The organism is Enterobacter sp. RHBSTW-00901 (assembly GCF_014103115.1).
Lineage (GTDB): Bacteria > Pseudomonadota > Gammaproteobacteria > Enterobacterales > Enterobacteriaceae > Enterobacter > Enterobacter cloacae_P.
Map to the genome: position 1 here is coordinate 356,421 of NZ_JABXPB010000001.1, position 12,336 is coordinate 368,756.

A 12,336-nucleotide genomic window follows, 5' to 3' on the forward strand; every position below is an offset into this window, starting at 1 on the left:
AACCCGCAATTGCCATACCGACGGTCATATGCAGACCATAGAATAGCTCACGGTTAATCAGCTCACCTTTTCAACCTGCACCAGATTGGTGTGCTGCGGGTTACCTTTTGCCAGCGGTGACGGACGGTGCGTGGTCAATGTGTTGATGCACGAGCCGTGGTCGATGCGATCGCCGTTCATGTTGGCATCATGCCAGGCTCCCTGGCCCATTGCGCTCACGCCAGGCATGATGCGTGGCGTCACTTTCGCCGGAATACGCAACTCACCGCGATCGTTAAAGACGCGCACCATGTCGCCGTTCTTAATGCCACGTTTGTCGGCATCGACAGGGTTGAGCCAGATCTCCTGGCGGCAGGCCGCTTGCAGAACATCAATGTTGCCGTAGCTGGAGTGGGTGCGGGCTTTAAAGTGGAAGCCGAACAGCTGAAGCGGGAAGGTGCTGCGCTCAGGGGCATCCCAGCCGTCAAACGTAGAGGCATAGACCGGCAGCGGGCTGATGGTTTCATCTTTTTCCAGCGCCCAGGTGCTGGCGATCCTGGCCAGTGCGCTGGAGTAGATTTCAATCTTGCCCGATGGAGTTTTGAGTGGGTTTGCCTCGGGGTTGTCGCGGAATTTTTTGTAGGCCACAAAATGCCCAGCCGGATCTTTACGCTTATATATACCCATTTGTTTCAGCGCGTCATAGGACGGCAACTGAGGATCTTTTGCGAGCATTTTGGCATACAGGAACTGTAACCACTGCGCCTGGGTGCGGCCTTCGGTAAACTGCTGATGGATATCTGACCCGAGACGTTTCGCCACTTCACTCATGATCCAGTAGATAGGCTTGCGCTCAAACTTCGGTGCGGTAACGGGCTGCAGGAAAATCAGATAGCCCATGTTGCCCGCGTAATCGTTAGGAATAATGTCTTCCTGTTCCACGGTCATTAAATCCGGCAGCAGAATATCGGCATACTTCGCTGACGAGGTCATAAAGTTGTCGATCACCACGATGGTTTCGCACTTGCTTTCATCCTGCAAAATATCGTGGGTTTTATTGATATCGGAGTGCTGGTTAATGATGGTGTTACCGGCATAGTTCCAGATAAATTTGATCGGCACATCGAGCTTATCTTTACCGCGTACACCGTCGCGCAGGGCGGTCATTTCCGGGCCACGGACGATGGCATCCGTCCAGCTAAAGCAGGATATCTGCGTTTTCACCGGGTTGTCCGGCAGCGGCATACGCTCAATCGTGATGGTGTAGGTGGATTCACGTGCGCCGCTGTTACCGCCGTTGATCCCCACATTGCCCGTCAGGATCGGCAGCATGGCGATAGCGCGGGATGTCAGTTCGCCGTTGGCCTGACGCTGTGGGCCCCAGCCCTGACAGATATACGCCGGTTTCGCTGAGCCAATCTCACGTGCAAGCTTAATGATGCGATCGGCTGGGATCCCGGTGATACGTGAGGCCCACTCCGGCGTTTTGGCCGTGCCATCGTCACCCTGACCGAGAATATAGGCTTTGTAATGACCGTTTGCTGGCGCGCCTTCCGGCAGCGTTTTCTCATCGTATCCCACGCAATATTTGTCGAGGAACGGCTGGTCTACCCGGTTTTCATCAATTAACACCCAGGCGATACCGGCCACCAGCGCGGCGTCAGTGCCTGGACGAATCGGGATCCATTCATCTTCACGCCCTGCGGCGGTGTCGGTATAGCGAGGATCGATAACGATCATCCGCGCGTGAGAACGTTCGCGTGCCTGTTCGAGGTAATACGTGATCCCGCCGCCGCTCATGCGCGTTTCCGCCGGGTTATTACCGAACATCACCACCAGTCTGGTGTTTTCAATATCAGAGGTGCTGTTGCCATCGTTGCTGCCATAGGTGTAGGGCATTGCACAGGCAATTTGTGCCGTACTGTAGGTACCGTAGTGGCTTAAGAATCCGCCGTAGCAGTTCATCAGGCGAGCCACCAGCGAGGCGTAGGGGGAGGAGCGGGTGATATTACCGCCCACAATCCCGGAAGAGTAATTAATGTAAACCGCTTCGTTACCGTATTTTTCCACCACACCTTTCAGGCTGGTGGCAAGGGTGTCCAGTGCTTCGTCCCAACTGATACGTTCAAACTTGCCTTCGCCACGCTTACCGACGCGTTTCATCGGGTAATTCAGGCGGTCGGGATGGTTTATTCGACGGCGAATAGAGCGACCGCGCAGGCACGCACGCACCTGATGATTGCCATAAACATCATCGCCGGTATTATCCGTTTCGACCCAGTACACTTCATCATCACGGACGTGCAGGCGCAGCGCACAGCGACTACCGCAGTTTACCGAACAGACTCCCCATACCACTTTATCTTCTGCGGGTTGCATGGCGTTTTGTACCGCCGCAGCGGCGCTTTTCATGCCAAAAGGCAAAGAAAGCCCGCCAGCAGCAAGAGCCAGAGAACCTATCGCCGTGGATTTAACCAGCATTCGGCGGCTGATCCCGCCGTGACGTTCAATATCGGACATGACTCACCCCATCATTGCTGTTACGTATTATTTTCTCCCGTTATTAAAACCGGGCTAATGATGGGGTGAGTGTTACTTATTTGGCGGTATTAAATATTAATCCTCATCAATTCAAGGGGTACTGGTGCCTAAAAATCACTGAGGTTCACCTTGCGTATTGTCCTGAGTGCCTGAAGCTGCGCTGTTCCCTGTGCGGGTGTACAAGATTTTAAAAGTATCACTGGCACAATGACCAACCACCTGTGCATCCGGCTGGTCGGCCTGATCGTTTGGCACGATACTCAGCGTAAAGCCGGATTCTGGTACACCGTTGTTGATGATTTTCTGCTGAATGTCGCTCTTCACGCGCTCGCAGGAATCCGGGGCGGCCAGAGCGGCCGTTGAAACACTCATTAACAGCAGGGCGGTAATCCAGGGTAACCGTTTCATCTGTCGCTCCTTTTCTCTGTGTGTAGATTAATTTTAGCAGGGATCGTGTAAACATCTGTATTTGCTAATATGATTGGGAATAATCTCCCTGTATCGGTAAATGATGTGAAGAAATACGCAGTGATAACGTTACTGGCAACGGCACTGGTGGGGTGTGATAACAACTCTGCGCCGCTGTCGTTTACGCCTGAGATGGCGAGCTTCTCGAACGAATTTGATTTTGACCCACTGCGCGGGCCGGTTAAAGACTTTTCCCAGACGCTGTTCAACGACAAAGGTGAGGTATCCAAACAGGTGACTGGCACGATGTCATCGGAAGGGTGCTTCGATACGCTGGAGCTGCACGACCTGGAAAATAATACGGGCGTCGCGCTGGTGCTGGATGCCAACTACTACCTTGATGCTGAAACACAGCAGCGCAAAGTGAAGCTGCAGGGGAAATGTCAGCTGGCTGAATTACCGTCGGCGGGCGTGACGTGGGACACTGACGACAACGGCTTTGTGGTGGCAGCACACGGAAAAGAGATGGAAGTGAAGTACCGCTACGATGCCGACGGTTACCCGCTGGGTAAAACGACGGTTTCCGGCGAACAGCACTTGTCCGTGCAGTCGACACCGTCAAAGGATTTGCGCAAGCGAATGGATTATACAGCGGTGAGCACACTAAACGATAAGCCGCTGGGAAATGTGAAGCAGAGCTGCGATTACGACCGTCACAATAACCCGGTGAGTTGCGATCTGATGATCATCGACGACAGCGTCAAACCCGCCGTTGAACACAAATACACCATAAAAAACAGTATTGATTACTATTAAGAAAAAACCGCGCAGTTTACTGCGCGGTCGCTTTCAGTTGAGTCGTGCCGGATGCTTTGTGCCCGGCCAGATGCTGGTGCTGGAAGATACACATGCGGATGGTATTGCGGTATTCACCATTGATAAAGAACTCATGGATCAGTTCACCCTCCACCATAAAGCCGAGCTTGCGGTAGATATGGATCGCTTTTTCATTCTCTTTATCAACAATAAGATAGAGCTTATACAGGTTTAATACGTTGAACCCGTAATCCATCGCCAGCTTTGCTGCCCGCGAGGCGAGACCTTTCCCCTGATGCTCCGGCGAAATGATTATCTGGAATTCCGCCCGACGGTGGACGTGGTTGATCTCAACCAGCTCGACCAGACCGGCTTTTTCACCTTTGCACTCCACCACAAAACGGCGTTCGCTCTGATCGTGGATGTGCTTGTCATAAAGATCCGACAACTCCACAAACGCCTCGTAAGGCTCTTCGAACCAGTAACGCATCACGCTGGCGTTGTTGTCGAGCTGGTGAACAAAGCGCAGGTCTTCACGCTCCAGCGGACGCAATTTAATGTCACTTATGCCCGACATTAAGGTGCAACCGTGCGGCCAGTACGGCGATCCAGACAGCGCAGTGTGTTTGGCTCCCAGTAGGCATTGACGTTTGCACTTTGCTGACATTTGTCACGTGCATCAAAAGCAACATCTTCTTTATCCCACTCTTTTTCAGCACGTTTGTTGACCTTCTGACGAAGGTTACGGGTGTCATTCCATTGTTCTTTGTCCATCGCAGCGTTCTGACGGCTCTGCGCGCTATCACCAGACTCAATAATGAGTTTGCTGGTTTCGGCTGTAGCCGTTGCGGCAAAGGCGAACGATGACAGCGCCAGCAGGGCTGTCAGACAAAGGCGTTTGCTTAATGTAGTCATAGCGTTTCCTTTTTTAATGGGCGCAGAAAATTAAGTTACCCAGTCCCGATTCTACATCAAACCGAAATGGCGTCATACCCACGCCGCAGGTATTGAAAAGTAAAGGGCATTATCAGGTATGATAGTTAAATCAATCCTCACGTAATGTCCAAAATGATTAAGACGACGCTGCTTTTTTTTGCCACCGCACTGTGTGAAATTCTCGGATGCTTCCTGCCCTGGCTGTGGCTGAAGAAGGGGGCATCGGTGATGTTACTGGTGCCTGCGGGTATTGCGCTGGCGTTGTTTGTCTGGCTATTAACGCTGCATCCGGCAGCCAGTGGACGCGTCTATGCGGCGTACGGTGGTGTCTATGTCTGTACCGCACTGCTGTGGCTGCGCGTTGTTGATGGCGTCAGACTCAGCCTGTATGACTGGGCCGGCGCGCTGGTTGCACTGTGCGGTATGCTGATTATTGTCGCGGGCTGGGGGCGGGCGTAAGCCCCCATAATTTGTGATCTCTCGCTGATTTTTTGATCGCAATACTTGTATGGTAGTAGTGCAGTTGGATAAATTTCCTGCATCACAACGAGCGATGTAAGGAACTGGATCATGAAGATTGTCGGGGCTGAAGTTTTTGTTACCTGCCCGGGGCGTAACTTTGTCACCCTTAAAATCACCACCGATGAGGGCATTGTCGGTCTTGGCGATGCCACACTGAACGGACGTGAACTCTCCGTTGCCTCTTACCTGAAAGATCACCTGTGTCCGCAGCTGATTGGCCGCGATGCGCACCGCATAGAAGATATCTGGCAGTTCTTCTATAAAGGCGCTTACTGGCGTCGTGGGCCGGTCACCATGTCGGCGATTTCGGCCGTCGACATGGCGCTCTGGGACATCAAAGCCAAAGCGGCCAATATGCCACTCTACCAGCTGTTGGGGGGCGCATCCCGCGAAGGGGTGATGGTTTATTGTCACACCACCGGGCACACCATCGACGACGTACTGGAAGATTACGCCCGTCACAAAGAGATGGGCTTTAAGGCGATCCGCGTCCAGTGCGGTGTACCGGGTATGAAAACCACCTACGGTATGTCTAAAGGAAAAGGGCTGGCCTACGAGCCAGCGACCAAAGGCGACTGGCCGGAAGAGCAGCTGTGGTCCACCGAAAAATACCTCGATTTCACGCCGAAGCTGTTTGATGCGGTGCGAAGTCAATTTGGTTTTAATGAACACCTGCTGCACGACATGCACCACCGTCTGACGCCAATCGAAGCGGCTCGTTTCGGTAAGAGCATCGAAGACTTCCGTATGTTCTGGATGGAAGACCCAACACCTGCGGAAAACCAGGCGTGTTTCCGTCTGATCCGCCAGCACACCGTCACGCCTATTGCCGTGGGGGAGGTGTTCAACAGTATCTGGGACTGCAAACAGCTGATTGAAGAACAGCTTATCGACTATATCCGTACCACCATTACTCACGCAGGGGGGATCACCGGGATGCGCCGCATTGCGGACTTCGCGTCACTCTACCAGGTGCGTACCGGCTCGCACGGTCCGTCGGATTTATCACCAGTTTGTCACGCTGCCGCACTGCATTTTGACCTGTGGGTACCGAACTTTGGCGTACAGGAATATATGGGTTATTCGGAGCAGATGCTGGAGGTCTTCCCGCACAGCTGGCGCTTCGATAACGGTTATATGCACCCGGGTGATAAACCCGGGCTGGGCATTGAGTTTGACGAAAAACGGGCGGCGAAATACCCGTATGATCCCGCCTACCTGCCGGTGGCTCGTCTTGAAGATGGCACGCTGTGGAACTGGTAAACGAGGAACGAACGATGAAAAGCGTAGTGATCCAACAACCGAACGCACTGGTGATTGAAGAGCGTCCACTCCCGACGCCTGGTGCAGATGACGTGCGCGTCAAAATCAGGCTCGCCGGGATCTGCGGTTCAGACAGCCATATCTACCGTGGTCATAACCCGTTCGCCAGATATCCACGCGTAATCGGTCATGAATTTTTTGGCGTCATTGATGCTGTGGGCGAGGGCGTTGAGCACACACGTCTGGGTCAGCGCGTTTCGGTTGACCCGGTGATCAGCTGTGGTCACTGTTACCCATGTTCCGTCGGCAAACCCAACGTCTGTACTTCGCTCGTGGTGCTGGGCGTCCACCGTGACGGTGGGTTCAGCGAATACGCGGTTGTGCCCGCTAAAAACGCCTGGCCAATCCCGGACGCGATCCCGGACAAACATGCCGTGATGGTTGAGCCATTCACCATTGCCGCCAACGTAACGGGCCAGGCGAAACCCACCGAACAGGATATTGCGCTGATCTACGGCGCAGGCCCAATGGGGCTGGTTACCGTGCAGGCGCTGAAGGGGGTCTACAAGGTGAAGCAGGTTATCGTCGTTGACCGCATTGACGAACGCCTGGCGATGGCTCAGCGCAGCGGCGCGGACTGGGTGTTGAATAACGGCGAACAGTCATTACAGGCAGCCCTGGAGGAGAAAGGGATCAAACCGACGTTAATCATTGATGCCGCCTGTCATCCGTCTATTTTGCAGGAAGCCATTACCCTGGCCTCCCCGGCAGCCCGCATTGTGCTGATGGGCTTTTCCAGTGAACCGAGCCAGATTGTTCAGCAGGGGATCACCGGCAAAGAACTGGCGATATTCTCCTCGCGCCTGAATGCTAACAAATTCCCGGTCGTTATCGGCTGGCTGGAAAAGGGGCTGATCGACCCTGAAAAACTGATTACCCATACTTTTGACTATCACCACGTAACAGACGCCCTCGAACTGTTTGAGAAAGACCAGCGGCAGTGCTGCAAAGTCTTGCTCACGTTCGGCCAATAATAATTCACGCGGTTAAGAGCCTGCACAGACAGGCTCTGAGTGGTACGCATCTTACCTTTCAGAGATAGCCATTATGACGCAAGTACAACCTCAAAGAACAACCTCCGATCTGGTGAAAGCCGCCGTTTCAGGCTGGCTGGGTACCGCGCTGGAGTTCATGGATTTTCAGCTTTACTCACTGGGTGCCGCGCTGGTATTCCACGAAATCTTCTTCCCGGAACAATCTGCGGCAATGGCGCTGATTCTGGCGATGGGCACCTACGGCGCAGGCTATATTGCCCGCATCGTCGGCGCGTTTATCTTCGGCAGGATGGGCGACAGCATCGGGCGTAAGAAGGTGCTGTTTATCACCATTACCATGATGGGGATCTGTACGACCCTGATTGGTGTATTGCCAACCTATGCGCAGATAGGGATTTTTGCACCTGTTCTGTTAGTTACGCTGCGTATTATTCAGGGGCTGGGGGCCGGGGCGGAAATCTCCGGGGCAGGAACCATGCTGGCAGAGTACGCACCAAAAGGAAAACGCGGCATCATCTCCTCGCTGGTGGCGATGGGCACCAACTGCGGAACGCTGAGTGCAACGGCCATCTGGGCGGTGATGTTCTTTGCCCTTGACCGCGAAGAGTTGCTCGCCTGGGGCTGGCGCGTGCCGTTCCTCGCCAGTGTGGTGGTGATGATCTTTGCCATCTGGCTGCGAATGAACCTTAAAGAAAGCCCGGTATTTGAGAAAGTGAACGACGCTGAAACTGCCGCCCAGGATACGTCGCTGGGGGCGATGTTTAAGAGCAAATCGTTCTGGCTGGCGACCGGCCTGCGCTTTGGCCAGGCGGGGAACTCCGGCCTGATCCAGACGTTCCTCGCTGGTTATCTGGTACAGACGCTCTTGTTCGATAAAGCGATCCCAACTGATGCGCTGATGATCAGCTCCATCCTGGGCTTCCTCTCCATCCCGCTGCTGGGCTGGCTGTCCGATAAAGTCGGGCGTCGTTTACCGTACATTATTCTGAATATCTCGGCCATTATCCTGGCGTACCCAATGCTGTCGGTAATCGTCGATACAAGCTATGCACCAGGCGTCATTATGCTCTCCATGATTGTGATTCATAACGTGGCGGTACTGGGGCTGTTCGCGCTGGAAAACATCACGATGGCGGAAATGTTCGGTTCGCGTAATCGCTTTACCCGGATGGCTATCTCAAAAGAGGCGGGTGGTCTGGTGGCGGTTGGCTTCGGCCCGGTGCTGGCGGGGATCTTCTGTAATATGACCGGCTCCTGGTGGCCGATTGTCGCAATGCTGGTAGCGTACTCCGTGATTGGGCTGGTGTCCGCCATCCTGATGCCAGAAGTGCGTGACCGGGATTTGAGTTTGGCGGAGGACGCGGCTGAAGCCCCGCGTCACGGATCTGTCGGGTACGGGGCGCTCTCTTCACGCCGCTGATGGTTTATATCTTGAGGTACTTGTCACACAACTTTTTGCTCGTGTCACACCACATGGACAAAAGTTAATATAAATCAATATATGAATCTGAAGTATCCGTATGGTTGATGGCAGATATTTTTTTACGACATCTACCATTCTAGTTGGTGTAGTCAACAGGCACTGTCGCTCCGGTAAGAGGGCGGCAGTGGATCACAGCTTTTTTTACTTAACGAGTCTCAATCATGGAAAACCGGTTATTACAGGCGAAAGCGACCCTTCCTCAGTACGATCGCGATAGCCTCAGGGCACGCATTGTTCATTTAGGGTTTGGTGCATTTCACCGTGCGCACCAGGCGGTGTATACCGACATTCTCGCCGCTGAACACGGCAGCGACTGGGGTTACTGCGAAGTTAACCTGATTGGTGGCGAACAGCAAATTGCCGATCTGAAGGCACAGGATAACCTTTACACCGTGGCGGAGATGTCCGCCGATGCATGGACATCTCGTGTGGTTGGCGTTGTCAAAAAAGCGCTGCATGCGCAGGTTGACGGGCTGGAAGCCGTGCTGGCGGCGATGTGCGAACCGCAGGTGGCCATTGTTTCACTGACCATCACCGAAAAAGGATACTGTCACTCACCGGCGACCGGGAAACTGATGCTCGATCACCCGTTAATTGCTGCCGACCTGCAAAATGTTCATCAGCCAAAATCTGCTCCGGGCGTTGTGGTTGAAGCGCTGGCGCGTCGTAAAGCGGCGGGCCTGCCTGCTTTTAGCGTGATGTCCTGCGACAACATGCCAGAGAACGGCCACGTGATGCGCAATGTGACCTGCGCCTATGCCCGTGCTGTTGACGGTGAACTGGCAGACTGGATTGAAGCCAACGCGACCTTCCCGTCAACGATGGTGGATCGCATCGTGCCAGCGGTAACGGCGGAAACGCTGGATAAAATCGAACAGCTGACGGGTGTACGCGATCCGGCGGGGGTTGCCTGTGAACCGTTCCGTCAGTGGGTGGTTGAAGACAATTTTGTCGCCGGGCGTCCGCAGTGGGAAAAAGCCGGCGCGGAGCTGGTGGCAGACGTTATTCCGTTTGAAGAGATGAAGCTGCGTATGCTTAACGGCAGCCACTCCTTCCTGGCATACCTCGGCTACCTGGCGGGATACCAGCACATCAACGACTGCATGGCCGATGAGCACTACCGCGCCGCCGCACACGCGTTAATGCTAAAAGAACAGGCCCCAACGCTGAAAGTGAAAGGGGTTGATTTAGGCCGCTACGCTGATCTGCTGATTGCACGTTACAGCAACCCGGCTCTGCGTCACCGCACCTGGCAAATCGCGATGGACGGCAGCCAGAAGCTTCCACAGCGTATGCTGGATTCTGTCCACTGGCATCTGGTGCATCAGAAACCGTTCCCGTTGCTGGCGCTGGGCGTGGCGGGCTGGATGCGCTATGTCGGCGGCGTGGATGAGCAGGGTAACGCCATTGAGGTGGTCGACCCGCAACTGGCGGTCATTCAGGCTGCGGTAAACGGTAGCCCAGAGGGCGAAAATCGCGTGAAAGCGCTGCTGGGCATTGAGACTATCTTTGGCAAAGAGTTACCGCAGGAAGCCGTTTTTGTGGATGCGGTGATGAAGGCTTATCAGACATTACTGCAAAAAGGAGCGAAAGCTACGGTGGCGCAGTACGCGGCACAGCGGTAACACCACTGCCGCATCCCGCACGCGGTGGGATGCGGCAAGCATTATTCTTCGCTAAACCAGTCGCTGTTTTCCTGACGAATCAACAAGACCGACTCGCTAATTTCCTGCAGATGCAGCGTCATCGCTTTTTCCACGCCATCAGGATCGCGTTTTTCCAGCGCATTGAAAATATCGTGGTGCTGTCGGAGCAACATTTCCGGCGGCGAGACATGATCAAGACTCATATAGCGCACGCGGTCAATGGTGGCTTTGATGTTTTCGATGGTGTCCCACGCCAGCTGACAATCCGCAATTTGCGCCAGCTTCTGGTGAAACTCGTCATCGAGCTGGAAAAAGTCATTCAGCTGTTTACGGTCAATCGCAATACGCTGCTGATGCAGGTTTTGCTCCAGTTGATAACACTGGTTGTCATTGATCAGTGATGCGGCGCGGCGCGCGACGGCACATTCAATGGCCTGACGGACAAAACAACCATTACGAACCTGAGAAAGTGAAATCTTATTCACATAACTGCCGCGCTGGGGGCGGATCTGGATCAGGCCGTTTTCAGCCAGCTTAATAAATGCCTCTCGCACCGGCTGACGGGAAACGTCAAAACGTACCGAGACCTCTTTTTCAGAGAGTGGTGTTCCCGGCGGGATCAGGCAGTGCACAATATCACGTCGCAAAATGCGATAGATTTGCTGATTAACAGGCTGGGTAGGATTAAGTTGTGATTCAGCGGCCATGAGTTGTCATTTCTCAGAGAGTTAGCCTGAACATACTACCATTCTTTTGGGATCTGCGACAAACCCGGCCCGCAGGCCGGGAAGGGCAAAATTAGCCGCGATGGATGCTAAGTCCGGCAAAACTCTGGCTGACTGGCATCATTTCAACGGTATTAATGTTGACGTGTTTTGGCAGCGTCGATACCCACCAGACCGCTTCGGTAATATCTTCCGGTGTCAGTGCATTGGCGTTTTCATAGGTTTTATCCGCTTTTGCGTCATCGCCTTTGAAACGCACGTTAGAGAACTCGGTACCGCCAACCAGACCTGGCTCGATATCGGTGACGCGAATGGCGGTGCCGTGCAGGTCGGTGCGCAGGTTTAGGCTGAACTGGCGTACGAAGGCTTTGGTCGCGCCGTAGACGTTACCGCCTGCGTAAGGCCAGCTACCGGCGGTAGAGCCGATGTTGATCACGTGGCCGCGATTGCGCTCAACCATGCCCGGCAGTACGGCGCGGGTCATGTACACCAGCCCTTTATTGTTGGTGTCGATCATGTTTTCCCAGTCTTCCACGCTGGCTTTGTGGGCAGGCTCCAGACCCAGCGCCAGACCCGCATTATTGACCAGCACGTCGATGGCATGCCATTCGGCAGGCAGGTTCGCCATCATCTCTTCAATGGCGGCACGGTTGCGGACGTCCAGCTGCGCGGTCAGGATACTGTCACCTAACTCATCTTTCAGCTCCTTCAGGCGCTCCTGACGACGACCCGTTGCAATCACCTTATGCCCGTTGGCAACGAAGCGGCGCGTGATGCTTTCACCAAAACCCGACGTCGCCCCGGTAACTAAAATAATCATCTCACTGTTCCTCAACGCTTTTTGTGTTGAACTACCATAGCACGCGCGCGGGCGCGGCGTTAAGGCAACTTTTGTATGACAGCATTGCAGGTGAGGGCGGCCTGGCCTACTCTGGGGAGATACACCGTTCTCAGGAGTGAAA

The 12,336-nt window shown here is 54.1% G+C and carries 12 protein-coding genes; 6 read left to right on the top strand and 6 right to left on the bottom strand.

The genetic code is table 11. The features are described 5' to 3' along the window. Positions 1-57: 57 nt before the first annotated feature. Together ynfE and HV318_RS01895 are read right to left on the bottom strand one after the other, a co-directional pair. Entirely contained in the window at positions 58-2,499 is a 2,442-nt protein-coding gene (gene ynfE / locus HV318_RS01890) for a selenate/tellurate reductase subunit YnfE (protein ID WP_182271299.1), read from the bottom strand. 135 nt (positions 2,500-2,634) lie between these two features. Further along, a complete protein-coding gene (locus tag HV318_RS01895) occupies positions 2,635-2,928 on the bottom strand; it encodes a DUF1161 domain-containing protein (protein ID WP_182271300.1) in 294 nt (97 codons plus the stop codon). A gap of 69 nt (positions 2,929-2,997) precedes the next feature. Between HV318_RS01895 and HV318_RS01900 the strand changes: the two genes are divergently transcribed. Then, positions 2,998-3,744, top strand: a complete 747-nt coding sequence (locus HV318_RS01900; protein WP_395122927.1) for a YnfC family lipoprotein — start codon at positions 2,998-3,000, stop codon at positions 3,742-3,744. Positions 3,745-3,760: 16 nt separating this feature from the next. On the opposite strand, the gene speG is transcribed toward HV318_RS01900, so the two are convergent. Together speG and HV318_RS01910 are read right to left on the bottom strand one after the other, a co-directional pair. Beyond that, the gene (speG, locus tag HV318_RS01905; RefSeq protein WP_182271302.1) at positions 3,761-4,321 is read right to left on the bottom strand and encodes a spermidine N1-acetyltransferase; all 561 of its coding nucleotides are present in this window, start codon (positions 4,319-4,321) and stop codon (positions 3,761-3,763) included. Then, a complete protein-coding gene (locus tag HV318_RS01910; protein ID WP_182271303.1) occupies positions 4,321-4,659 on the bottom strand; it encodes a DUF1283 family protein in 339 nt (112 codons plus the stop codon). The genes speG and HV318_RS01910 overlap by 1 nt, the downstream gene beginning before the upstream one ends. Positions 4,660-4,812: 153 nt before the next feature. Between HV318_RS01910 and HV318_RS01915 the strand changes: the two genes are divergently transcribed. From HV318_RS01915 to HV318_RS01935, 5 genes are all read left to right on the top strand, one after another. Next, positions 4,813-5,139 (top strand): YnfA family protein, encoded by a 327-nt coding sequence (locus tag HV318_RS01915; protein WP_182271304.1) that lies wholly within the window; start codon positions 4,813-4,815, stop codon positions 5,137-5,139. 111 nt (positions 5,140-5,250) lie between these two features. Next, positions 5,251-6,465, top strand: coding sequence for a starvation-sensing protein RspA (gene rspA / locus HV318_RS01920; RefSeq protein ID WP_182271305.1), 1,215 nt, complete (start codon positions 5,251-5,253; stop codon positions 6,463-6,465). Positions 6,466-6,479: 14 nt separating this feature from the next. Continuing rightward, positions 6,480-7,499, top strand: a complete 1,020-nt coding sequence (locus tag HV318_RS01925) for a Zn-dependent oxidoreductase (protein WP_182271306.1) — start codon at positions 6,480-6,482, stop codon at positions 7,497-7,499. 73 nt (positions 7,500-7,572) lie between these two features. Then, complete coding sequence (locus tag HV318_RS01930) at positions 7,573-8,940, top strand: MFS transporter (RefSeq protein ID WP_182271307.1); 1,368 nt, start codon at positions 7,573-7,575, stop codon at positions 8,938-8,940. Between the two features lie 224 nt (positions 8,941-9,164). Beyond that, the gene (locus HV318_RS01935; protein ID WP_182271308.1) at positions 9,165-10,628 is read left to right on the top strand and encodes a mannitol dehydrogenase family protein; all 1,464 of its coding nucleotides are present in this window, start codon (positions 9,165-9,167) and stop codon (positions 10,626-10,628) included. A gap of 41 nt (positions 10,629-10,669) precedes the next feature. Here HV318_RS01935 and HV318_RS01940 read toward each other — a convergent pair whose 3' ends face one another. Together HV318_RS01940 and ydfG are read right to left on the bottom strand one after the other, a co-directional pair. Continuing rightward, the gene (locus tag HV318_RS01940) at positions 10,670-11,356 is read right to left on the bottom strand and encodes a GntR family transcriptional regulator (protein ID WP_182271309.1); all 687 of its coding nucleotides are present in this window, start codon (positions 11,354-11,356) and stop codon (positions 10,670-10,672) included. A 91-nt stretch (positions 11,357-11,447) separates the two neighbouring features. Continuing rightward, positions 11,448-12,194, bottom strand: a complete 747-nt coding sequence (gene ydfG / locus HV318_RS01945; RefSeq protein WP_182271310.1) for a bifunctional NADP-dependent 3-hydroxy acid dehydrogenase/3-hydroxypropionate dehydrogenase YdfG — start codon at positions 12,192-12,194, stop codon at positions 11,448-11,450. Positions 12,195-12,336: the final 142 nt, after the last annotated feature.

Excerpts from the sequence above, each read along its gene's own strand:
- ynfE (WP_182271299.1), bottom strand. The coding sequence starts at position 2,499 with ATGTCCGATATTGAACGTCACGGCGGGATCAGCCGCCGAATGCTGGTT.
- HV318_RS01895 (WP_182271300.1), bottom strand. The coding sequence starts at position 2,928 with ATGAAACGGTTACCCTGGATTACCGCCCTGCTGTTAATGAGTGTTTCA.
- HV318_RS01900 (WP_395122927.1), top strand. The coding sequence starts at position 2,998 with ATGATTGGGAATAATCTCCCTGTATCGGTAAATGATGTGAAGAAATAC.
- speG (WP_182271302.1), bottom strand. The coding sequence starts at position 4,321 with ATGTCGGGCATAAGTGACATTAAATTGCGTCCGCTGGAGCGTGAAGAC.
- HV318_RS01910 (WP_182271303.1), bottom strand. The coding sequence starts at position 4,659 with ATGACTACATTAAGCAAACGCCTTTGTCTGACAGCCCTGCTGGCGCTG.
- HV318_RS01915 (WP_182271304.1), top strand. The coding sequence starts at position 4,813 with ATGATTAAGACGACGCTGCTTTTTTTTGCCACCGCACTGTGTGAAATT.
- rspA (WP_182271305.1), top strand. The coding sequence starts at position 5,251 with ATGAAGATTGTCGGGGCTGAAGTTTTTGTTACCTGCCCGGGGCGTAAC.
- HV318_RS01925 (WP_182271306.1), top strand. The coding sequence starts at position 6,480 with ATGAAAAGCGTAGTGATCCAACAACCGAACGCACTGGTGATTGAAGAG.
- HV318_RS01930 (WP_182271307.1), top strand. The coding sequence starts at position 7,573 with ATGACGCAAGTACAACCTCAAAGAACAACCTCCGATCTGGTGAAAGCC.
- HV318_RS01935 (WP_182271308.1), top strand. The coding sequence starts at position 9,165 with ATGGAAAACCGGTTATTACAGGCGAAAGCGACCCTTCCTCAGTACGAT.
- HV318_RS01940 (WP_182271309.1), bottom strand. The coding sequence starts at position 11,356 with ATGGCCGCTGAATCACAACTTAATCCTACCCAGCCTGTTAATCAGCAA.
- ydfG (WP_182271310.1), bottom strand. The coding sequence starts at position 12,194 with ATGATTATTTTAGTTACCGGGGCGACGTCGGGTTTTGGTGAAAGCATC.